15 protein-coding genes and 1 pseudogene are annotated in these 21,760 nt (G+C 61.8%); 8 read left to right on the forward strand and 8 right to left on the reverse strand.

Annotated elements, in window-relative coordinates; all coding sequences use genetic code 11:
- Window positions 1-245: 245 nt before the first annotated feature.
- Window positions 246-4,127: an SEL1-like repeat protein gene (locus QEO92_RS01035; protein ID WP_227701871.1), complete on the reverse strand. Its 3,882-nt coding sequence runs from the start codon at window positions 4,125-4,127 to the stop codon at window positions 246-248.
- A gap of 492 nt (window positions 4,128-4,619) precedes the next feature.
- Between QEO92_RS01035 and QEO92_RS01040 the strand changes: the two genes are divergently transcribed.
- The 4 genes from QEO92_RS01040 (at window position 4,620) to QEO92_RS01055 (ending at window position 10,895) form a co-directional block, all read left to right on the forward strand.
- Entirely contained in the window at window positions 4,620-6,413 is a 1,794-nt protein-coding gene (locus QEO92_RS01040) for an acyl-CoA dehydrogenase C-terminal domain-containing protein (RefSeq protein ID WP_227701872.1), read from the forward strand.
- Between the two features lie 194 nt (window positions 6,414-6,607).
- Complete coding sequence (locus QEO92_RS01045) at window positions 6,608-7,816, forward strand: acetyl-CoA C-acetyltransferase (protein ID WP_227701873.1); 1,209 nt, start codon at window positions 6,608-6,610, stop codon at window positions 7,814-7,816.
- Window positions 7,817-7,950: 134 nt separating this feature from the next.
- Window positions 7,951-10,167, forward strand: coding sequence for an FAD-dependent oxidoreductase (locus tag QEO92_RS01050; protein ID WP_227701874.1), 2,217 nt, complete (start codon window positions 7,951-7,953; stop codon window positions 10,165-10,167).
- Between the two features lie 233 nt (window positions 10,168-10,400).
- Window positions 10,401-10,895 carry a hypothetical protein gene (locus tag QEO92_RS01055; protein ID WP_227701875.1) on the forward strand — a complete coding sequence of 165 codons (495 nt, stop codon included), beginning with the start codon at window positions 10,401-10,403 and terminating at the stop codon, window positions 10,893-10,895.
- Here the strand turns inward: QEO92_RS01055 and QEO92_RS01060 are convergent.
- The 3 genes from QEO92_RS01060 to QEO92_RS01070 all read right to left on the reverse strand — a co-directional run bounded on the left by QEO92_RS01060 (window position 10,889) and on the right by QEO92_RS01070 (window position 13,109).
- Window positions 10,889-11,722, reverse strand: a complete 834-nt coding sequence (locus QEO92_RS01060; protein ID WP_210058921.1) for an IS5 family transposase — start codon at window positions 11,720-11,722, stop codon at window positions 10,889-10,891. The genes QEO92_RS01055 and QEO92_RS01060 overlap by 7 nt on opposite strands.
- Before the next feature lie 37 nt (window positions 11,723-11,759).
- Window positions 11,760-11,951, reverse strand: a complete 192-nt coding sequence (locus tag QEO92_RS01065; protein ID WP_227701876.1) for a hypothetical protein — start codon at window positions 11,949-11,951, stop codon at window positions 11,760-11,762.
- A 120-nt stretch (window positions 11,952-12,071) separates the two neighbouring features.
- Window positions 12,072-13,109 carry an IS110 family RNA-guided transposase gene (locus QEO92_RS01070; RefSeq protein WP_210058920.1) on the reverse strand — a complete coding sequence of 346 codons (1,038 nt, stop codon included), beginning with the start codon at window positions 13,107-13,109 and terminating at the stop codon, window positions 12,072-12,074.
- Between the two features lie 142 nt (window positions 13,110-13,251).
- On the opposite strand from QEO92_RS01070, the gene QEO92_RS01075 reads away from it, so the two are divergent.
- Window positions 13,252-14,025, forward strand: coding sequence for a hypothetical protein (locus QEO92_RS01075; protein ID WP_227701877.1), 774 nt, complete (start codon window positions 13,252-13,254; stop codon window positions 14,023-14,025).
- Between the two features lie 133 nt (window positions 14,026-14,158).
- On the opposite strand, the gene QEO92_RS01080 is transcribed toward QEO92_RS01075, so the two are convergent.
- Window positions 14,159-14,443, reverse strand: a complete 285-nt coding sequence (locus QEO92_RS01080) for a GIY-YIG nuclease family protein (protein ID WP_227701878.1) — start codon at window positions 14,441-14,443, stop codon at window positions 14,159-14,161.
- A 564-nt stretch (window positions 14,444-15,007) separates the two neighbouring features.
- Here QEO92_RS01080 and QEO92_RS01085 point away from each other — a divergent pair.
- Window positions 15,008-15,600, forward strand: a pseudogene (locus tag QEO92_RS01085) (SOS response-associated peptidase).
- Between the two features lie 698 nt (window positions 15,601-16,298).
- A complete protein-coding gene (locus QEO92_RS01090) occupies window positions 16,299-16,688 on the forward strand; it encodes a hypothetical protein (protein ID WP_227701879.1) in 390 nt (129 codons plus the stop codon).
- A 126-nt stretch (window positions 16,689-16,814) separates the two neighbouring features.
- Here QEO92_RS01090 and QEO92_RS01095 read toward each other — a convergent pair whose 3' ends face one another.
- The gene (locus QEO92_RS01095) at window positions 16,815-18,098 is read right to left on the reverse strand and encodes a cystathionine gamma-synthase family protein (RefSeq protein WP_227701880.1); all 1,284 of its coding nucleotides are present in this window, start codon (window positions 18,096-18,098) and stop codon (window positions 16,815-16,817) included.
- Window positions 18,099-18,293: 195 nt separating this feature from the next.
- Between QEO92_RS01095 and QEO92_RS01100 the strand changes: the two genes are divergently transcribed.
- Window positions 18,294-19,694 (forward strand): mannitol dehydrogenase family protein, encoded by a 1,401-nt coding sequence (locus QEO92_RS01100; protein WP_227701881.1) that lies wholly within the window; start codon window positions 18,294-18,296, stop codon window positions 19,692-19,694.
- Here the strand turns inward: QEO92_RS01100 and QEO92_RS01105 are convergent.
- Both QEO92_RS01105 and QEO92_RS01110 read right to left on the reverse strand, forming a co-directional pair.
- Complete coding sequence (locus tag QEO92_RS01105; RefSeq protein ID WP_227701882.1) at window positions 19,691-20,968, reverse strand: L-fuconate dehydratase; 1,278 nt, start codon at window positions 20,966-20,968, stop codon at window positions 19,691-19,693. The two genes, QEO92_RS01100 and QEO92_RS01105, sit on opposite strands and share 4 nt — an antisense overlap.
- Window positions 20,969-20,998: 30 nt before the next feature.
- Window positions 20,999-21,733 (reverse strand): SDR family oxidoreductase, encoded by a 735-nt coding sequence (locus tag QEO92_RS01110; protein WP_037158915.1) that lies wholly within the window; start codon window positions 21,731-21,733, stop codon window positions 20,999-21,001.
- Window positions 21,734-21,760: the final 27 nt, after the last annotated feature.

The following is a 21,760-nucleotide window of genomic DNA, read 5'->3' on the forward strand; positions in this document are numbered from 1 at the left end:
CCCGAAAAAGGCAAAAAGCGACACCGTCGCGGGCGGTTCGCGATGTCTCTGATCCGCCCACTGCGGTGATGGGAAATGATTCTCACATGCCGCCTGAACAGGGCATGAAGGGTTATACCGTCATGCGCCCGGGCATCTGCCGAGTCAAATCGCAAGTGTCAGATAAAGCGACGATTTTACCCTTTTTGTGACGGCGTGATTAATATGCCGCTTCTCCCTAATATCGGTCGGGTAAGTCGCCTTACTTACTTGTTGCGGGCGAGCAGTTCTTTCACCAGCGCATCGTTGATCTTGCCGGTCGGCTCCTGGCCGACGGAAGTCTGGAAGGCCTTGATCGCGCCGACCGTCTTGGCGCCCATCCTGCCGTCCGGCTGGCCGGCGTCGAAACCGTTCTTGTTGAGGATCGCCTGGATGTTGCGGATCGCCTTTTCCATGTCGACGGAGGCCGTGGTCAGCGGCTTGCCCGAAGCCCATTCGTCCGGCAGGTTGATGGAATTGGCCTTCGGGTCGAGCGGCTTCACTTTCCAGAGGTCCACCTTGGCGCGGGCGCTTTCGAGCTGTTCCTTGCGCATGGCGTTCGCCACTTCGTCCCGTTTCTGCGCAGCGTCCTTGTCGCCGCTCTTGGCCGCGATCGCAAACCACTTGTAGGACTCCTCCAGATCCTGCTTCACCCCATTGCCGCGGGCATAGAGGATCGCGAGGTTGAACTGGCTGTCGGCAACGCCGAAATCGGCGGCCTTTCCGAACCATTCGACGGCGGCGGTGTAATCCGGCTGGCCGGCGGCGCCTGAAGCGTAGAGTACGGCGAGATTGTGCATGGCGCTCGCATTACCCGCTTCGGCAGCCTGTTTATAGTAGGTCATGGCCTTTGTGAGGTCACGCGTGATGCCTGAACCCTTCTCGAAGAGGTTGGCGAGCCGGTATTGCGCCGGGGGCAAGCCGCGATCGGCGGCAAGCTTGTACCAGTTTGCGGCTTCCGACAGGTCCGGCGCCACACCGCGTCCCTCGGTGAAGCGGGCGCCGATCTCGAACAGCGCGTTCGGATCGCCGGCCGCGGCAGCATCGGCGAGCGATTTTGGCTCGATGCCGGCCGGAACGGTGATCTGGGCAGGGGCATCCACCTGCTGCGCGGGCACGAAATCGTCCTGAGCCTGGGTGGCGCTTCCGGCCGGCTCCATGGCGGAAATCTCGCCTGCGCCCGGTGTCGGATCGGTCAGGTGATCGCCGGGGCTGATCTGTCTCGGCGGCTCTGCGGGCGGAGCAGCCTGCGTGCCTGCCACGTCCGCATTGCTGTCGACGCCGTCGGTCGCGGCCTGGTTGTCGATTGCCGGAGTTTCGCGCTCGCCGGTCTCGTCGGCCGGGGGGGCGGAGGGCTCGGCCGGTGCTTCGATCGCGGCAGGGGGCGCAGACGGAGCCTTGTCGCCGCTGATGAGCGTCTTGGCAAGCGGCATGGCCATCAGAGCCAGAAGCACGGCGCCGACGGCCATCAGGATCGGCCGGCGATGGCTCGAGAGCATGGCGCCGAGGCCCTTGCCGGTGGCGGCGGCTTTCCGCATGTCCCTCGCCGACGAGTTGGTCTGCGACGGATCGGTTTCCTGGGCGGCCGCCTTGGCGGCACGGCGTGCGGCTGCGATATAGTCCGCTTTCGTCGCTCCCGCTGTCCGGTCGCTATCGAATTCGCCGGCCGCCTGGCTGGCACGGACGCGTTCCAGGATCTTTTTCACATCGGGCGCACCGGAACCGGGCTCCAGAAGGTCGTTCTCATGGTCGGGCGGCAGGACGTCGGACGGGTCGATCGACGGCGCCGGCTCCACGATTGTGCGGCCGGCGGTCGTGTCTCCCTTGCCGCCCGGCAGGAAGCGGCGCGACAGCTCGGTGAGAAGGCTGGGTTTGGTGACCTTCGCCCTGGAAAGGGCCTGGGTGTCGGCAGTGGCTGCCGAAAACAGTTCACCGGTATCCTGCATGGCATCGGCTGGCCCGTTGCGGGTGCCGAACGTCGCGACCGGCGCTTCCAGGGCCGCGCTCTCCTCATGCATCGCCTCTTCAAGCGAAGAGGCGGAAAGCTGCGCGGCAACCGGCATGGCAGGGGCCGGACGATGCACCTCTTGCCGCTCCGGCTCGCTATAGTGGCGCTCGATATGGGCGGAGGCGGTGATCCGCCCCTCCATTCCGTCGAGACGATCGGCGATCTTCACCAGCGTGCCGTGCAAGGCCTCGAAGGTCTGGTGCGTCCGTTCTTCGGAACTGCGCGTCAGGTCTTCGAGATGACGGAGATCGTCGGCAAGCGCGGAAAGTACCGCCATGTCGGCAGCGGCGACCGGAGTGCCGGCGGCTGTGTCGCGGGAATAGGCCTCGACCACTGCCTCAGCCGCCTGGCGGGCGGCCTCGATGATGTATTCGTCATTGGTCGCCATATAGTTCTCGATCGCCGTCATGCGGCTTTCGAATTCGGCGGGAAGCGAGCTGGCCGCTGGCTGCGGCTGGCTGATCAGGGTCGAAAGATGCGCGATCTGGTCTTCCAGGTTGCGCAATGCGCTTTCGTCGCTGCGCGGTGCTGCCGCTGCCTCGTCCAGGCGGGTGGCGATATCGCCCAGGCGGTCCTCGATGCGGCCGAAGGCGTTCTGGTCGATGACCGGCTGGATCGGCGGCTGGAAATCCATCTCGTCGATCCGCCGGGCAAGATAGTCGAGGCGCTCGGCGAGCAGGTCATTGACCGCACCATGTTCAAGCCCGTCGATCTTGCGGGAAATGTCGGCGAGATGGTCGGAGAGGTCGGATTGCGGAACAGGCTTCTGAGCCTGTTCGAGGATGAGCGAGAGCTGTTCCAGTCGCTCTTCCAGGCGCATGGCTGCCTGTTCGTCGGTCAGCTCCTCGATGCGGCCTGTCAGGGCTTCGATGCGGGCCGATAGCGCCTCTGTCGGATCGATTTGTCGATGGGCTGCCTGGCTCATGGCGTCGATCTGGTCGGCAAGCACGCCGATTCGGCCTTCCAGCCTTTGCAGGAACGACTGGTCGAGCGAGGCCGAGGCGGCGGCGCGGCTGCCGGCGGCGATCGCCCGGCTGATTTCATCCAGCCGGTGGTCGAGGGTCGCAAACTGCTCGGCGATCGCTGCGTCGTTCGGCTGCATGCGAGAACCGAGCTGTTCCATGGCGCTGGCTACGGCGATCAGCTTCTGTTCGAGCGCCCGGATGACGGGGCTGTCGCTCATCTCGCCGAGCTGACTCTTGATCTCGTCGATGCGGTAGGCGAGCGAGACGAGTTCTTCACGCAGCGCCGCCGAATCGAGGTCACCCATCCGTTCTGCCAGGCCCTGCCACCGGCTTTCCATGCGCTGCACGGAATCTTCCCGCGCAAGGCCGTCCATGGCGGTGCGCAATTCCTCGAAGTCGGCGCGCAGGCCGGCCGCTTCCGGCGTCGATTGATGGCCGAGCTGGTCGATGCCTTCGGCGAGGCGGGCAAGATCGCTGCGCAGGTCGTCGGTGAAGCGCTGGTCCTCGGCAATCGACTTGATCGAACGGATTTCCGCGCGCAGCGCGTTCATCTCTCTCGCCACACCTTCGGAAATGTCCTGTTTCAGCTCCTGGCGCAGGTTTACCAGCGCCATGGCTATGTCCTGCACACCGCCGTCGGGCTGCGGAGGCTGAGGTGCCTGCGAGTGTGGCTGCACCACCGGACGGCGGAGGTCTTCGCGGTGCGGCGGAGCCGTGCGGCGGGCTTCTGCGTAACGGGGCATTTCAACGTGAGACGGGGCCGGGGGTTGCTCCGGCCTCAAGGCTTCCGGCGGGCGCACGTCGTTGCGGCGGGCTTCCCCGTAACGCGGCTCTCCGCGACGCATCTCGGATATGCGCGAAGGTTCGGTTCTCGTGCTGCGGTCGCGATCGGAGTCCAGCACGCGCTGGCGCTCCCGAATCTCGGCAAGCGGATCGCTGGAGAAATCGGTGACGCGATGAGCGCCTGCCGCCGGCACGGCGCGGCGTTCGTGACGCTGATCGCTCGGACGAGCTTCGCGGCTGGCGCCCGACATCAGTCCCTCGATCCGCGCCTCGAGACCTTCGATGGTGCGGTTCAGCGCATCCAGGGAAGAGCGGTCGCCATGACGGTAAGGGGTCGATCGTGATCCGTTCATTTGCTCGCTCGTTTCGACGTTGGTCCGGTAGGCTCTCGTCCAAGGCCAGGTTGAGAGAGCCTGCTTCTCCCGCAAAATCGGCCGTTTATTGGGATACCCCTACACAAGACTTGCCATTTCCGGCGGGCGCGGCATTTCTGAAGTAAATGCTCTGCGTCGCTCCAGGCCCCACTATTTCCCGAAACGTGGTAAACAAGTCGTTAACCGGAGTGAAAATTTTAACCTTTTCCGGCAGGTTCGGGCTCTTATGTGGCATGACGTTCGATTGGCGAGCGCAGTCTTCCCGCTTGTCTTGAGCCTGGATCTGTTCCGCGTGTTGATGCGTCGGCTTGAACGGAGAAGAAGAGGCGGTCCGTGGACGGAAAATTTCGTTTCCAGCACATTTGACGTTTACGCAAACGTCAATTATTCATGGGAGCAGGATACGGATCTTGCCGCGGAGCCGAAGGCGCCGGAGCGAGGATTCAGACGAGGATAGGAGGAAGCTCGACCATGCCAGTGTACAAGGCGCCGGTAAACGACACGCTTTTCATCTTGAACGATGTGCTGGGGCTGGAACGCTACGGCAACCTGCCGGGCTTTGCGGATGCTTCGCCGGACATGCTCGAAGCGATCGTCGGAGAGGCCGCCAAGGTCGCGGAAGACGTGCTTTTTCCGCTCAATCTCTCCGGAGATCAGGAGGGCTGTACCCGCCACGACGACGGCACCGTTTCCGTGCCCGGGGGCTTCAAGGAAGCCTATGACCAGTATTGCCAGTCCGGCTGGATCGGCCTTGCCGTACCGCCGGAATTCGGCGGACAGGGACTTCCCTACACGCTGCATGCCGCGGTCGGCGAATACATGTCGTCGGCCAACATGTCGCTGATGATGTATCCGGGCCTGACCCAGGGCGCCATCGCCGCGATCCTCGTGCACGGTTCCGATGAGCAGAAGCAGACTTATCTGCCGAAGATGGTGGAAGGTACCTGGTCCGGCACCATGAACCTGACCGAGCCCCATTGCGGCACCGATCTTGGCCTGCTGCGCACCAGGGCGGTGCCTCAAGGTGATGGCACTTACAAGATCTCCGGTCAGAAAATCTTCATCTCCGCCGGCGAGCACGGCATGACCGACAATATCGTGCATCTGGTGCTTGCCCGCATCGAGGGTGCGCCGGAGGGCACCAAGGGCATTTCGCTCTTCATCGTGCCGAAATTCCTGGTCAAGGGGGACGGTTCTCTTGGTGATCGCAACGGGGTTGCCTGCGGCGCGATCGAGCACAAGATGGGCATTCACGGCAATGCCACCTGCGTCATGAACTACGACGATGCGGTGGGCTACCTGATCGGCGCGGAAAACAAGGGCCTCGCCGCCATGTTCGTGATGATGAACGAGGCGCGCCTCGGTGTCGGCCTGCAGGGGTTGGCGGTCGCCGAGACGGCCTACCAGAACGCTGTCGCCTATGCCAACGAGCGTCTTCAGGGCCGCTCGCTCTCCGGCCCGAAGAACCCTGCCGGCAAGGCCGACCCGATCATCGTGCATGCCGATATCCGCCGTACGCTGATGACCATCCGCGCCTTCAACGAGGCCGGCCGCGCCTTCCTCCTGTGGACCGCGCTGAAATCCGACATCGCCCACCGCTCGGAAGACGAGAAGGAGCGCCAGAACGCCGACGACCTGCTCGGCCTCGCGACCCCCATCCTCAAGGGCGTCCTGACCGACAAGGGCTTCGAGCATGCCGTCATGGCCCAGCAGGTCTTCGGCGGCCACGGCTATATCGAAGAGCATGGCATGAGCCAGTATGTGCGCGATGCCCGCATCACCATGATCTATGAGGGGGCGAACGGCATCCAGGCGCTCGATCTGGTCGGCCGCAAGCTGGCGCTGAACGGCGGCCGCGCCGCCATGGCCTTTTTCAAGGAAATCGGCGATTTCTGCGAAGAGAACCGCGCCGACGAGAACATGGTCCTGTTCACCAAGGCTCTCAAGAAGGGCCTGAACGACCTGCAGGCGGCGACGATGTGGTTCATGCAGAACGCCATGGCCAAACCCGACAATGCCGGTGCCGGCGCGACCGATTACATGCATCTCTTCGGCCTCGTGACACTCGGCTACATGTGGGCGAAGATGGCGAAGACCGCGCAGGAGAGGCTTGCCGCCGGCGATGCCCGCGCCGATTACCTGAAGAACAAGCTGGTCACGGCGAAATTCTTCATGGAAAAGGTCATGCCGGAAACGGCGCTGCGCAAGGCCCGGATCGAGGCGGGTGCCGACAGCCTGATGGAACTGGCGGCGGAAGCGTTTTGATTTCCCCTTCTCCCTCCGGGGAGAAGGTGGCCCGAAGGGCCGGATGAGGGGGCCGCGAATGACGAGGCGTCTTTTTTAGCTACGGCTTTCGCCGGAGCCCCTCATCGCCTCGCATTTGCTCGGCACTTCTCCCCGCTGGGGAGAAGGGAAACAGGAATTCAACGGCGTCCGTACGCCGATAGGGAGATGACACCATGACCGAAGCCTTTATCTACGACCATGTGCGCACGCCGCGCGGGCGCGGCAAGAAGGATGGCAGCCTCCACGAAGTGCCTTCCGTCCGCCTCGCCGCCAAGACGCTGGAAGCGCTGCGCGACCGGAACGGCCTCGACACGACTGAGGTCGACGACATCATCATGGGCTGCGTCGATCCGGTCATGGATGCCGGCGCCGTCATCCCCAAGGCCGCCGCCTTCGAGGCCGGCTACTCCTTCAGGGCGCCCGGCATGCAGATCTCCCGCTTCTGCGCCTCTGCGCTCGACGCGGTCAACCTCGCCGCCGGCAAGATCATCGCCGGTTCCGACGATATCGTGATCGCCGGCGGGGTGGAGAGCATGTCGCGCGTCGGCATGGGCATGTCCGGCGGCTCCTGGTACATGGACCCTTCCGTCAACTTCCCCGCCTATTTCATGCCGCAAGGCGTCTCGGCCGATCTGATCGCGACGAAATACGGCTTTACCCGCGACGATGTGGATGCCTATGCGGTCGAAAGCCAGAAGCGCGCCGCAAATGCCTGGAAGAACGGCTATTTCTCCAGATCGGTCATCCCGGTGAAGGACCAGAACGGGCTCACGATCCTCGACCGCGACGAGCACATGCGCCCGGAAACCGACATGCAGGCGCTGGCCTCCCTCAATCCGTCCTTCCAGATGCCGGGTGAGATGGGCGGTTTCGAAGCCGTCGGCATCCAGGCCCATCCGGAAGTCGAGCGCATCAATTACGTCCACCACGCCGGCAATTCGTCGGGCATCGTCGATGGCGCCGGTGCGGTCCTCCTCGGCTCCAGGGCCGGCGGCGAATCGATGGGCATCAAACCGCGTGCCCGCATCCGCGCCTTCGCCAATATCGGCTCCGAACCGGCGCTGATGCTGACCGGTCCGGTGGATGTCACGGAAAAGCTGCTTGCGCGTTCCGGCATGCAGCTTTCCGATATCGACCTCTTCGAACTCAACGAGGCCTTCGCCGCCGTCGTGCTGCGCTACATGCAGGCTTTCGGGATCAGCCACGACCGCATCAACGTCAACGGCGGCGCGATCGCCATGGGCCATCCGCTCGGCGCCACCGGCGCGATGATCCTCGGCACAGTGCTGGACGAGCTGGAACGGCGCGACCTGAACACCGCGCTCGTGACACTCTGCATCGGCGCCGGCATGGGCACGGCGACGATTATCGAACGGGTTTGAGCCGCAACAGCCCCTCCGTCATGCTCGGGCTTGTCCCGAGCATCTAACCACGGTGGTAGATCCTCGGGACAAGCCCGAGGATGACGAAGGAAGCGGAACGGCCGATAGATTTCAAGGGAAGAGGAAATCCCGCCATGAGCACCTACAACAACTTCACCGTCGAAACCGACGCCGACGGCATTGCACTCGTCACCTGGGACATGCCGGAAAAGTCGATGAACGTCTTCACCCAGGAGGTGATGGACGAGATCGAACAGATCGTCGACGCCACGGTCGCGGATAGCGCCGTCAAGGGCGTGGTCTTCACGTCCGGAAAATCGTCCTTCTCCGGCGGCGCCGATCTCACCATGATCAAGTCGATGTTCTCGATGCTCGCCGAGGAAAAGGCGAGGGACCCGCAAGCCGCGGTGAAAAAGCTCTTCGATGCCGCCGGCCGCATGTCCTGGCTGTGGCGCAAGGTCGAGACCTGCGGCAAGCCCTGGGTTGCCGCCGTCAACGGCACCTGCATGGGCGGCGCCTTCGAGCTTGCGCTTTCCTGCCATGGCCGCGTCGCCGCCAGTTCGAAAGGCGTCAAGCTCGCGCTGCCGGAAGTCAAGGTCGGCATCTTCCCCGGTGCGGGCGGCACCCAGCGCGTCTCCCGCCTTGCCAACACGCAGGATGCCCTGCAGATGATGACGACCGGCCAGACGCTCACCCCCCAGCGCGCCAAGGCCATGGGCCTCGTCCATCAGGTGGTCGAGCCGGGCGAGCTGATCAATGCGGCAAAACAGATGATCAGGGACGGGCTGAAGCCCGTCGCCCCGTGGGATGAAAAGGGTTTCAAGGTGCCGGGCGGCGGCATCTGGACGCCGGCATCGGCCCAGCTCTGGCCGGCGGCCCCGGCCATCCTGCGCCGCGAGACGGCCGGCAATTATCCGGCGGCGCTGGCGATCCTCAAATGCGTCTACGAGGGCCTGCAGCTTCCCTTCGATCTGGGCCTGAAGGTCGAGCAGCGTTATTTCACCGAGATCCTGCAGACCACCGAAGCCTTCTCGATGATCCGCTCGCTCTTCGTCTCCATGCAGGAGCTCGGCAAGGGCGCCTGCCGTCCTGCCGGTTTCCCGAAGACGGAGTTCAAAAAGGTCGGCGTCGTCGGCGCGGGCTTCATGGGCGCCTCGATCGCCTATGTCACGGCCGCCGCCGGCATTCCCGTCACCCTGATCGACCGCGACCAGGAGGCAGCCGACAAGGGCAAGGCCGTCTCCGAAAAGCTGGTAGCGGATTCCATCGGTAAGGGAAGGATGACAAAGGAAGAAGGCGAGAAGCTGCTGTCGCTGATCACGCCCACGCCGGATTATGGCGCACTTTCCGATGCTTCGCTCGTCGTCGAGGCGGTCTTCGAGGATCGCGCCGTCAAGAAGGCGGTCATCGAGGCGGTCGAGGCGGTCATCCCGGAAACCACCGTCTTCGCCTCCAACACCTCGACCCTGCCGATCACCGGCCTTGCGGAAAATTCAAAACGCCCCGACCAGTTCATCGGCGTGCATTTCTTCTCGCCGGTGGAAAAGATGATGCTGACCGAGGTCATCCTCGGCGAGAAGTCGGGCGACAAGGCGCTCGCCGTGGCGCTGGATTACGTCGCCGCGATCAGGAAAACGCCGATCGTCGTCAACGACACCCGCGGCTTTTATGTCAACCGCTGCGTCTTCCGTTACATCAACGAAGCCTATGACATGCTGACCGAGGGCGTGCCGGCGGCGATGATCGAGAACGCCGCGAAAATGGCCGGCATGCCGGTCGGCCCGCTATCGCTCAACGACGAGGTCGCCGTCGATCTTTCCCAGAAGATCATGAAGGCCTCGATCGCTGATCTCGGGCCGAACGCCGTCAAGCCGGAGCATATGGCGCTCATCGACCAGATGGTCGACGTCTTCGACCGCCGCGGTCGCAAGAACGGCAAGGGGTTCTACGAATACCCGGCCAAGCCCGCCAAAAAATATCTCTGGCCGGAGCTGAAGACGCTCTACCCGCAGAAAAAGGCCGAAGAGGTCGACGTCAACACCTTGAAGCAGCGCCTCCTGGTGACCATCGCGCTGGAAGCCGCCCGCACCATGGAAGAGGGCATCGTCACCGACCCGCGCGAGGCGGACGTCGGCTCCATCCTGGGCTTCGGCTTCGCCCCCTATACCGGCGGCACACTCTCCTACATCGACGGCATGGGCGTGAAGACCTTTGTCGCGCTCTGCGAAAAGCTGGCGGCGAGCTACGGCCCGCATTTCAAGCCGACGGAGCTGCTGAAGGACATGGCGGCGAAGGGCGAGACGTTTTACGGGCGGTTTGACCCGTATGGGAAAGCGAGGGAGGCGGCGTAAATCAAGTCGAATACCGACACAAACAGCAGGCCTCTTGAGGCCTGCTGTTTGTTTATTTGTGAACAGACTCGCAAGTTTAGACCGCCTGTGTCGCTGTTTTAGTCTAAACTTTGCAGATTTCTGTCTTAAGCTGTGTGTAACTCCGGTAGGAAATATAGCACCGCCTCGACGGATCTTGATTAAATAAAGAACTCCCTCCACCATGGAGTTAATATCTAACGAGATTCAATCATATGACGAACCGAGTGCACATCGACGCCCCCGCAGGTGTCATTGACATTGAAGGCGAGAAGGACTTCGTCGAAGGCCTGCTCGCCAAACTCTTCCCGTTAATCGAAGAAGTCGGCTTCGGCAGTCGGCCACAAGGTCAATCAAACAGTCAGGACACCGAAGATGATTCTCCTGTGATCCTCGATGAAGGGAACGCAGAGGAAGCCGTTAAGCAAAAAATTAAACGCAGAAGGGGAAGTCTTCCGCCAAAAGGTCAATCCTGCGGTGACCGTTTGCTGGCCCTAAAAGCTGATGGGTTCTTTAAGGAACATCGAGGTGGAGGAGACATCATTGCTGGCCTAAAAGCTAAGGGCTGGACCCACAAAAGTAACCAAGTTGCCGCTGCGGCAGGAAAGCTCTTTGACCGTGGCCAGTTGCAAAGAACTAAAGAAGGCAACGGGCCCTTCAAATATTTCTGGGACAGGGACTTAGAGCCTGACTCGAAAAGAGCTCAATAGACATAATACCTTGCGAGCCTCCGGGTGAGAATGCGGATGTGGGCGATGAGCATCCAGGTTTCAGCGGAGGCGATTGATTTCTCCCAGTCTTTGGTCAGTCGCCTGCATCTACCAAGCCAGGCGAATGTGCGCTCCACGACCCAGCGACGCGGCAGCACTTCGAAGCCCTTTGCCTTGTCTGTTCGCTTGACGATCTGGAGCGTGAACTTCGCGACCTTCTGCAATGCTGCCCGCAGTTTCGGACCGGCATAACCGCCGTCAGCAAAGATGTGCCTGAGCCACGGCCAGCGTCTGAGGATGGTTTTAAGGACTGCAGCCGCACCGTCGCGGTCTTGAATGTCTGCGCCGTGAACGACGAGCCCCACCATCAAGCCGAGCGTGTCGACGACAATATGACGCTTGCGACCTTTGGTCTTCTTGCCCGCGTCATAGCCCGCAATCCCGCCACTTTCGGTCGTTTTGACGCTCTGACTGTCGATCACGCCCGCCGTTGGCGAGGCTTCCTTTCCCTCCAGCTCGCGCGTCTCCATAACGAGATGATGGTTGATCCGCAGCCACAAGCCAGTCGCCCGCCACTCGTAGAAGTAACCCTGCACGGTTGAATAGGGTGGAAAATCCTTCGGCAGCATCCGCCATTGGCATCCGGTCGATGCGATGTAAAGCAGTGCGTTCAAAACTTCACGCAATTCCGTCTTGCGCGGTCGACCGAGCCTGCGTGGCGTCGGCATAAAGGGAGCGATCAGCAGCCATTCCCTGTCCGTCAGATCACTTGCATAACGCACCGTCCGTCGGCCATATTGGCGGCGGGTGAAATCAGTCCAGCCCATTGCGGTCTCCATCGAATCCTAAGCAAATCCGAAGGAATCACAACTGGCTGATTTCACTCAACTCTTCTCTATTCGGCGTGTTCAGGTCAAGCGCTTCGAGCCTTTCCATGTGCCCGGCATCGACGTCTTTCGCAGGTCCTTGCTTCTCTACGGGATCGGCGCTTTGCCCTCCCAGCATAGGATCAGGAGAATGAGGCAGTCCTATCTTTTTTAGCGTCCTGACCGACATCGAGTCATCGAGTGCGGTCGGCACGGAGTTGAGTACGAACTTACCTCATCCATCGTCCTGCGAAGGACGCTTGTCCGCCGGGGCGGAACTTTCTGTCTCTCTCCTTCCTGGCCGTCCGGATCAGATGGTCGGGGCCGTAGCTTCCCGCGTCCAGCGGAACCCAGCGCCATCCAGCCACATGCGATGCATGATGACTGCAAGGCGACGCGCAAGTGCGACAATGGCTTTGCGCATCCCGCGCCGCTTCGCGACGTTCATTGCCCAGGCTCTCAACCATGACCATTTCGTCACGCGCGTCAGCAGCGTCTGTGCGGCCTCATAGAGCAGCGTTCTCATCATGCCGTCCCCACACAGGGAGATGCGGCCCACACGCTTGCTTTCACCGGACTCGTTGAGCTTCGGCGTCAGCCCGAGGATGGGACCCACTGCCTTGGAGCTTCTGAAACGCTGCGGAATGTCGATGGTTGCGGTATAGGCCAGCGCCGTGACGGCACCGACACCGGGGATCGTCATCAAGCGCTTGCAGGTCGCATCCTCCTCGGCGGACGCCAGCACCTTCTTGTGCAGACGAGCAAATTCGGCGCGCAGCTTGTTCCGGGCAGAAAGCAGTGGCCCGATGAGGTCTTCCAGGTCGGGCATGCCTTCGACGAGCTCTCGAATGCGCTCGTCGAACTTCACCGTTCCCACAACACCAACCTTGAGGCCGAAGTTGCGCAGAAGGCCGCGGATGTCATTCTCGATGGCTATCGCCTTGCCTTGCAGGAGCTTGCGGGCCGTCAAGAGCGCCCGCCGCTTCTGGCTCGTCAGCGTTTTCACATGCACCGGACGATACAGGTTGACCCGCATCATCTGCGCGATTCCACGCGCGTCGTTACGATCAGTCTTGTTCGGCTGGGCCTTCAGGAACGCCTTCACATGGCGCGTCTCGATGCAGATGACCGGCAATCCTGCGCTTGCAAGCCCCTCGAAAAGCCACTGCGACAAGGGCCCAGCCTCGAGCCCGACCCGTTCGATGTTCCAGCTCGGATCCTTCACGACCGCGAGCAAATCGTCGGGGTGGCTGTGAACCTTCACCTCCCGGCAGATTTTGCCCGTTTCGTCGACAATGCAAACGGCGGTCTCTTTCACCGAGACATCGAGGCCGATAAAGTGCTTCATGCTGCGCTTCCTTTCCTGATGCTTGTGGCTGTCGCGACAGACCACGTTCTATCATCAGCTCGAAGCGCAGCACCTTCCCGCATCACCGTCCGAGGTGGGGCGCAAGCCGAATATCCTATCTTTTTCGGTCAGGCTCTAAGCGTTGAGCGTATCCTCTATCCGCAGCGCACTTCAGGTCCTTCCTGATGGATTGAGAGAACCGCTTATTGATCAATTTGAGCAAGCTCTAGATGAATATCGAGCAAGCGATTGGGAAAAAGTCGGTCTTAAGGCAGGTAAATTTTGTGAAATAGCCTTCTGCATCTGTGCTGGGCACGCTATTGGGACTTTTCCCGCTTCGGCAACCAAGCCCTCGGACTTCAAGACAAGCTGCCTCAACTTGGAGCAGTACAATAAGACAAAGGGCCGCTCTCTCTGCATCCAAATTCCACGTATTCTGCTAGGACTTTATGAGTTGCGGAACAATCGAGCGATCGGTCATGTAGGCGGCGAGGTAAGTCCTAATCACATGGACGCCGAATTCTTCCTGCGTGCTATGAAATGGGTGATGGCAGAATTCGTGCGGTTTTTCTCCCAGCTTCCCTTAGACGACTCTCATTCTTTGGTCGAAGCGGTTACTGCCCGTACTTTTCAAGTTGTTTGGTCAAGTGGTGATGTTCGCCGCATCCTGGAACCAGCAAAGACCGCAGGACAGAAAGTTCTAATCCTCTTATATGCGGAGACTAAGCCGGTTAAAACCGCACTGTTGCAGACATGGGTGGAATATAAGAATGGAACCGACTTCAAGCGGAAAATTCTTAAGGACCTTCACAAGAAGGCCCTCATACATTTCGATGAGGAAAAGGGAACTGCCGAGATACTTCCTCCGGGCCAGACGCTCGTCGAAAAGTCTGGCCTATTGTTGGCGGCCAAATAGCGTCAATCGCCACTTCCATCACTTGATTAGCGTAAGCGCAGAACTTAACGGCAGCCGTGCTATCCTTGTTCCCACCTCTCTTTAGTCATCCTCGGGCTTGACCCGAGGATCCAAAAACAAGCCCAACCCACTCTCACCCCAACTCATAATACAAATCCCGCCAGTCCGGGTTCATCTTCTCGATCAGGTCGATCTTCCATTTCCGATACCAGCGCTTCAATGATTTCTCACGCTGGATGGCGTCCTGGATGTTCCAGAACTCTTCGTACCAGACGAGCTGCTTGCAACCGTATTTCGAGGTGAAGCCGGGCGTGAGCGCTTCGCGATGTTCGTAGATGCGGCGTTCAAGATCGGACGTCACGCCGATATAAAGCGTCCCGTGCTTGTGGTTGGTGACGATGTAGACATATCCCGCCATGCGAGCAGGATGCTTGTGTCGAATACGCCTCGTCAATCCGTGGGTTTTGAGGGGTTTCGTTTGCTGGTTTTGGTCCTCTGGCCCGACCCGAGGGCCGAGGTGCCTCAAATCCTAAAGTTTGCTTGTGTCTGGATCCTCGGGTCAAGCCCGAGGATGACTACGGAGAGGAGCGGAGCTAAGGTGCCCCAAGTTGCCGTTGCGTATGCCTCAAAGCATCATGGAGGGCGGGACTCGGTAAGTGGTTTGCTTACAAGATCTCGCCTCGGCAGCCGACTGTGGGGAGAATTATTACGGCACCACCTCTCGTCTGGCACCTTTGGCACCCCCCTCTCTTTAGTCATCCTCGGGCTTGACCCGAGGATCCGAGCACAAGCCAAACTGGCAGCAAAATGGACCGACCTTGCTCTGGCCACGTCCGCTCGCCGCACCGTGTGGAAACCTCGGCCCTCGGGTCAGGCCCGAGGGTGACCCGATGATCCAGACACAAGCAGGCAGCGTGCGACACTCTTTTATCCCAAGGAAGCCCTCTCCCCACCGCCCACCTCCCGCCCTACCTTCCTCTCCATGTGCAACGACTACGAACAACACATCCGCTACGCCGAATACCGCAAGGCCATGGAGACCTTCGCGTCCCGCCGCACGAGACCGAGCTCGCGCTGCCTCAGGCCGATGACATCCGCATCGGCGATACCAGTCCGGTGATGCGGCTTGCGGAGGGCGAGGTGGTCGAGCTTTTCCCCATGACCTTCGGTTTTCCGCCACCGGAGGGGAGAAAAGGCGGGCCGGTCTTCAATTTCCGCTCGGAGGGCCGCAGTTTTGCGGCAAGCCGCCGCTGCCTCGTCCCGGCCTCGGCCTTCTTCGAATTCACCGGCACGAAATATCCGAAGGCAAAACACCGCTTCACGCTGAACGACGCGCCGTTCATGGCGATCGCCGGCCTCTGGAGGGAAGGGCAGGGAAACCAGCCGCCCGCCTTCACCATGCTGACCACCGCGCCGGGGCCGGATGTCGCGCCGGTCCACAACCGCCAGGTCGTGGTGCTGAGGCCGGAAGACTGGCGCCACTGGCTGCATCTGACGAAGCCGGAAAGCGAACTGTTGCGGCCGTTGCCGGAGGGCTCGCTTGCGGTGGAAGAGGTGCGCGGCGGCAGCGATTGAGGGGCAGAGTTTCCCCTCACTTGCAATTTCTGAAGCTTAGCTTCGCTAAGGCTTCGAAATTGCTTTCTCTCCCGCAAGGGGAGAGATAACGCGCCAGCCGTACTGCTTTTGCTCTGAGAAACGTGGAAGCTTGCTCGACGGGCAATCGTGGCACCCTACCTCTCCCTTGGCGGGAGAGGAAGAAAAATCAGCATCTTAGCTGAAAGCTAAGTGCTAGATTTTTCAGGTGAGGGGGTAAATTCTCTGCTCTTCATCCCCGCCCTCCCGTTCTATGCCTACAATCCCCCTCGCTTCCGTCGCCGGAGTGTTTCGCGAGACGTTCGCGGGCAGGCGGGAGCCGGCGCCTTGGCTGGACCTGTAACGTGCAGGAAAGGTCAAGGAGGTGAAAGCCATGGAGAGTTCGTCGCAAGACAAACGCTCCTATCAAGCCTTCCCCTGGCCGCCGGGCCGGGTTCGGTTGAGCCGTCCAAGTGGCAGGGTTTCCCGAAAGGAGACCGCGAATGAAGCCATGCAGCGAGGCGAGGTGATCACCTGTAGGGGCCGGAAGCCCTGACAAGACGCCGAAGGCCACGCGAATGCGGAGCCACATACTAAAATCATTTGAGGTTCCGCATTCGTGTGGGCTCTCCATCAATCAGCAAACCACGGGCCGGACCGGTCGCGTGAACGAGAAAGCATGCGCGAAAGGAGGGCGAGCAATGGCATTGAGTGAGGCGGAATGGAAGCGCAGAGAGGAAGAGGAGGATGCCGAGCCCTGGTATTTTGGCATGACCTGGGGCGAATTCCGCCGGCTGCCGGAGCGAAAGCAGCACGAAATACGCCAAAGGGTCACCCAGTTCGGCGCCACCCATGTCGGCTTCTGGAAGGATTGTGCCCTGGGCAAATGCCGTCGCGCAAAACGCTGCGTCGGGTTCCTCAGCGATGCACAATACAAGGCCGGTTATAACGCGGCCTATCCGCCCTGCGCCCGCGGGGAAGAGACGCGCCGCGCAAAAATCCTCTATGACGGGCTTGAGAAACTTTTCCCCTCCAGGAACGACGAGCCTAAATACGCGGGGCGGCCGTCGGACGGTGTGGAGGAGTGCTGACATGCGGTCCGCCGCCTGTCCCCTTTACCCGCCATCCTTGCTAACAGATTTGCAGGATTTGGGAAGCGGGTCCGTTCACGCCCCCGTTCACGCCCCCCGCTCACGCCCCCCGCTCACGCCCCCCGCTCACGCCTTGTCGAGCGCGATCGTGAGATCCGCGATCAGGTCGTCCGGGTGCTCGATGCCGATCGAAAGCCGGATGGTACTGTCGAGCACGCCGATCCGCTCGCGCACCTCCGCCGGCACGCCGGAATGGGTCATGGTCGCCGGGTGGCTGGCAAGCGATTCCGTGCCGCCGAGGCTCACCGCCAGCTTGAAGATGGAGAGTGCGTTGAGAAACCGGAAAGAGGCCGGCTGCCCGCCCTGAATGTCGAAGGAGAACGTCGAGCCGCCGCCGCTGCATTGCCGGGAAAAGACCTTTCCGGCCGGCGATTGCGGATCGTTGAAGGGCAGGTAGTGCAGCTTTTCCACCCGCGGATGGCTGAGCAGGAATTCGGCGACCGCGGCCGCATTGGCATTCGCCTTTTCCATGCGGATCGACAGCGTCTCGAGCGAACGGCCGAGCATCCAGCAGGAATGCGGGTCGAGCTGCGTGCCGATCGCCCCGCGCAGCGCCTTCACCTGCTTCATCACCGCCTTGGAGCCGAGTGCCGCCCCGGCGATCAGGTCCGAATGGCCGCCGACATATTTGGTCAGCGAATAGAGCGAGATGTCGGCCCCGTGCTCGATCGGCCGCTGGAAGACCGGGCCAAGCAGCGTGTTGTCACAGGCGATCACCGGCGTGTGGCCCTGCCGTTTGCCGATCGCCTCCGCCACGCTCCGCATCAGCGGAATGTCGACCAGGCTGTTGGTCGGGTTGGCCGGCGTCTCGATGAGGATCACCGAGACGCGGCCTTTCGCCATCGCCTCTTCCGCGGCGGCGGTGACCGACGACCCGTTGACCCCGTCGGCAAATCCGACCGCCGCGACGCCGAGGTTGAGGAAGGTTTTCGCAAGCAGCGTTTCGGTGCCGCCATAGAGCGGCTGCGAATGCAGGATGCTGTCGCCCGGCTTGACGAAGGCTAGCAGCGTCGTGGCGATCGCCGACATGCCGGAGGAAAAGAGCGCGCAGCTTTCCGCCTGTTCGTAGACCGCCAGCCGGTCCTCGACGATCTCGCTGTTCGGGTGGTTGAAGCGGGAATAGACGAGGCCCGCGCCGGTGCCGGGCGGCGGCTCGCGGCGGCCGGAGACGAAATCGAAGAAGTCGCGGCCCTCTTCCGCCGATTTGAACACGAAGGTGGAGGTGAGGAAGACCGGCGGCTTGACCGCCCCTTCGGAAAGCTCCGGATCGTAGCCGTAGTTCAGCATCTGCGTTTCGGGATGGAGCTTGTGGTTGCCGATATGCGTCTTGGAAGGGTGCGGCGCGGTCATTTTCGTCTCCTGCGGGTGAGAAGCTGCATCATTTGAAATAAGGTCGCCGCCGGCATTCTCAAGCACCGCGGGGAGAAGGAGAAAAGGTCCGCAATGTCGCAAGTATGACGTTGACCCTCCCGTCCGGCGGAGGCTATCACTGCTTCGGTTCCAAACGGGAGGATGCCACGAAGTCTCGGGCATCATTGATCAAAAATGCAGCGTCTTACCGCGTCCACCCCCCTTCCGGCCCATGTTATAAAGCCTGCCTATGACCGTGCTTCGTTAAAGCCCGGTATTGTCCATATAGGGCTTGGCGCGTTCCACCGGGCGCATCAGGCGGTCTATACGGACGCGGCTCTGGCGGAGGAGTTCGGGAACTGGGGCATTGTCGGCGTCAGCTTACGCTCGGTCGATATCGTCCATGACCTGAGGGCGCAGGACGGGCTTTATACGGTCATCGCCCGCAGTGCCGCGGGAGACAGCGCCCGGGTCGTCGGTTCGGTGGTGCAGGGGCTGTCGGGCACGGAGGACCAGGAGGAAATCCTGTCCCTGATGGCCGATCCGGCGATCAGGATCGTCACCATGACGGTGACCGAAAAGGCCTATGGCTACGATCCGGTTTCGGGCGGCCTCGACCGCAACCATCAAGCCGTCGTGGCCGATCTCGCCAACCCCACCGCCCCCGTCGGGGTGATCGGTTATATCGTCGAGGGCCTGGCGCGCCGCCATGCCGCCGGCCTGCCGCCGTTCACGGTTCTCTGCTGCGACAACCTGCCGACCAACGGCCGCATCGTCCGGCGGCTCACGATCGAGATGGCCGGCAGCCGCGATCCGGCGCTCGCCACCTGGATCGCCGGCGAGGGCGCCTTCCCTTGCAGCATGGTGGATCGTATCGTCCCCGCCGCAACGGAGGAAACCCGCGCCCGCGCCGAAAAGCTGCTCGGCGCGGAAGACAAGCTGGCGCTGGACACCGAACCGTTCCTGCAATGGGTCATCGAAGACCGCTTCGTCTCCGGCCGGCCGAAATGGGAAGCCGGCGGCGCGCTTTTCGTCGGCGATGTCGAGCCCTACGAGAAGATGAAGCTCCGGCTCCTGAACGGCTCCCATTCCATGATGGCCTATCTCGGGCAGCTTCACGGCCTCACCTATATCCGCGACGTGATCGCCGTGCCGGAATACCGTGAAAGAGTCCGGCGGCACATGGCGGCGGTTCTGGAAACGCTCGATCCGGTCCCCGGCATCGATCTCTCCGCCTATCAGGACGAACTCATCGAGCGCTTCTCCAATCCCGGCATCGCCCATCTGACGCGCCAGGTCGCCATGGACGGATCGCAGAAACTGCCTCAGCGGATCATGGTGCCGGCCGTGGAAGAGCTTGCTAAAGGCAAGGATGCGTCGGCATTCGCTTACGTATCGGCGGTCTGGATGGCCTATCTGATGAAGATAAGCGACATCAACGATCCGCGCGCCGCCGAACTCAAGGCTGCGGCCGCGAAATCGATGCCGAATGATCCTTCGGCGCCGTTCTTCGCAATTCCGGGCCTGTTTCCGCAGGCCCTGGTCGAGAACCGCGCCTGGCGTGCGCTGGTGAACGCGGAGCTCGAAAAGCTTTAACCCCGGAATGTGTAATCGGCGATCGACTGCGGCTTCATCTCGATCGAGAAGCCGGGCCGCACCGGCGGCATGTAGGCGGCATTTTTGATGACGCAGGGATCGACGAAATGCTCGTGCAGGTGGTCGACATATTCGATCACCCTTCCGTCCTTGGTGCCGGATACGGCGACATAGTCGATCATCGACAGATGCTGCACGTATTCGCAAAGGCCCACGCCGCCGGCATGCGGCCAGACGGGCAGGCCGTATTTCGCGGCGATCAGCAGCACCGCCAGCACCTCGTTCAGACCGCCCATGCGGCATGAATCGATCTGCACGATGTCGATTGCGCCTTCCGCGATGAACTGCTTGAACATGATGCGGTTCTGGCACATCTCGCCGGTCGCGACCTTGACCGGGCCGATCGCCTCGCGGATCTTGCGGTGGCCGGCGATGTCGTCCGGACTGGTCGGCTCCTCGATGAAAAAGGGGTTGGCGAAGGCGAGTTTCTTCACCCAGTCGATCGCCTGCCCGACTTCCCAGACCTGGTTGGCGTCGATCATCAGGTAGCGGTCGGGGCCGATCACCTCGCGGGCGATGGTCAGCCGCCGGATATCGTCTTCGAGATCGCGGCCGACCTTCATCTTGACGTGGTTGAAGCCGGCATCGACGGCTTCCCGGCAGAGGCGGCGCAGCTTCTCCTCCGGATATCCCAGCCAGCCGGCGGAGGTCGTGTAGCAGGCGTAACCCTCGCGCTTCAGCGTCCCGGTCCGCTCCGCCTTGCCGGCTTCGGCCCTTTTCAGGATCGCCAGCGCATCCTCGCGGGTGATAACGTCGGTGAGGTAGCGGTAGTCGACGATATCGGCGATCTGTTCCGGCGAGAGCTCGGAGACGAGCTGCCAGACCGGCTTGCCGCGCTCCTTGGCGTAAAGATCCCAGAAGGCGTTGACGACCGCGCCGGTAGCGAGATGGATCGCACCCTTCTCGGGACCGATCCAGCGAAGCTGGCTGTCGCTTGTCAGATGCCGCCAGAACTTTCCGGGCGCTGCCGCGAAGGCCTCGAGTTCCTGGCCGACCACCAGATGCCGCATCGCCTTGATTGCCATGCAGCAGATGTCGTTGCCGCGGCCGATCGTGAAGGTCAGGCCATGGCCGGCAAGACCGTCGCGATCGGTGTCGAGGATGACATAGGCTGCCGAATAGTCCGGGTCCGGATTCATGGCATCGGAGCCGTCGAGGCTTTGCGATGTCGGGAAACGCAGGTCGAAGACGCGGAGATCGGTGATGCGGGTCATGGGGCTCTCGTGTTGGGGTCTCTCGTGTATTCAGATGGTCCAGCCGCCGTCGATTACGTAAGCCTGACCTGACGTATAGGTGGCGCAGGCAAGGTAGACGGCGAGGTCGGCGATTTCTTCCGGCGTCCCGAGCCGGCCCATCGGCTGGCGGGCGATAAAGGCAGCACGTGCTTCCTCGTAGTCGCCTTGCGCCTTCATGCGGTCCTGAAGAGAGGGGCTTTCGACCGTACCGGGGCAGATGCAATTGCAGCGGATGCCCTGCGTCACATAGTCGGCGGCGACCGATTTGGTGAGCCCGATGACGGCCGCCTTGGTGACGCCGTAGGCAAACCGGTTCGGCACGCCCTTGATGCTGGAGGCGACAGAGGACATGTTGATGATGGCCCCGTCCTTCTTCTCCAGCATGCCGGGCAGCACGGCCCGGATGGTGCGCACCATGGATTTGACGTTGAGGTTGATGGCGAGGTCCAGATCGCTATCCTTCATGTCGAGGATGGAGCCGGCATGCACCATGCCGGCGCAGTTGAAGAGAATGTCGATCGTCCCGGTCTTCTCGACGAAAGCCCTGACGGCGGCATCGTCCAGCACGTCGAGCCGGGCGGTCGTGAGATGGCCGATATTCGGAAGTTCCGCGAGCAGGGCCTCGTTGATGTCGGTCGCACGGACGGTCGCTCCAGCCTCGGCGAAGGCGAGCGCGGTCGCGCGGCCGATGCCCTGGCCCGCGGCGGTCACGAGTACGGTCTTTCCATCCAGTCTGGTCGTCATGTCATGTCCTCGGTTCGTGGTGTGGCC

The organism is Neorhizobium petrolearium (genome assembly GCF_029854435.1).
GTDB lineage: Bacteria > Pseudomonadota > Alphaproteobacteria > Rhizobiales > Rhizobiaceae > Neorhizobium > Neorhizobium petrolearium.

What these genes read in the sequence shown, in the direction of transcription:
- QEO92_RS01035 (WP_227701871.1), bottom strand. Translation starts at nt 4,127, where the DNA reads ATGAACGGATCACGATCGACCCCTTACCGTCATGGCGACCGCTCTTCC.
- QEO92_RS01040 (WP_227701872.1), top strand. Translation starts at nt 4,620, where the DNA reads ATGCCAGTGTACAAGGCGCCGGTAAACGACACGCTTTTCATCTTGAAC.
- QEO92_RS01045 (WP_227701873.1), top strand. Translation starts at nt 6,608, where the DNA reads ATGACCGAAGCCTTTATCTACGACCATGTGCGCACGCCGCGCGGGCGC.
- QEO92_RS01050 (WP_227701874.1), top strand. Translation starts at nt 7,951, where the DNA reads ATGAGCACCTACAACAACTTCACCGTCGAAACCGACGCCGACGGCATT.
- QEO92_RS01055 (WP_227701875.1), top strand. Translation starts at nt 10,401, where the DNA reads ATGACGAACCGAGTGCACATCGACGCCCCCGCAGGTGTCATTGACATT.
- QEO92_RS01060 (WP_210058921.1), bottom strand. Translation starts at nt 11,722, where the DNA reads ATGGGCTGGACTGATTTCACCCGCCGCCAATATGGCCGACGGACGGTG.
- QEO92_RS01065 (WP_227701876.1), bottom strand. Translation starts at nt 11,951, where the DNA reads ATGTCGGTCAGGACGCTAAAAAAGATAGGACTGCCTCATTCTCCTGAT.
- QEO92_RS01070 (WP_210058920.1), bottom strand. Translation starts at nt 13,109, where the DNA reads ATGAAGCACTTTATCGGCCTCGATGTCTCGGTGAAAGAGACCGCCGTT.
- QEO92_RS01080 (WP_227701878.1), bottom strand. Translation starts at nt 14,443, where the DNA reads ATGGCGGGATATGTCTACATCGTCACCAACCACAAGCACGGGACGCTT.
- QEO92_RS01090 (WP_227701879.1), top strand. Translation starts at nt 16,299, where the DNA reads ATGGCATTGAGTGAGGCGGAATGGAAGCGCAGAGAGGAAGAGGAGGAT.
- QEO92_RS01095 (WP_227701880.1), bottom strand. Translation starts at nt 18,098, where the DNA reads ATGACCGCGCCGCACCCTTCCAAGACGCATATCGGCAACCACAAGCTC.
- QEO92_RS01100 (WP_227701881.1), top strand. Translation starts at nt 18,294, where the DNA reads ATGCAGCGTCTTACCGCGTCCACCCCCCTTCCGGCCCATGTTATAAAG.
- QEO92_RS01105 (WP_227701882.1), bottom strand. Translation starts at nt 20,968, where the DNA reads ATGACCCGCATCACCGATCTCCGCGTCTTCGACCTGCGTTTCCCGACA.
- QEO92_RS01110 (WP_037158915.1), bottom strand. Translation starts at nt 21,733, where the DNA reads ATGACGACCAGACTGGATGGAAAGACCGTACTCGTGACCGCCGCGGGC.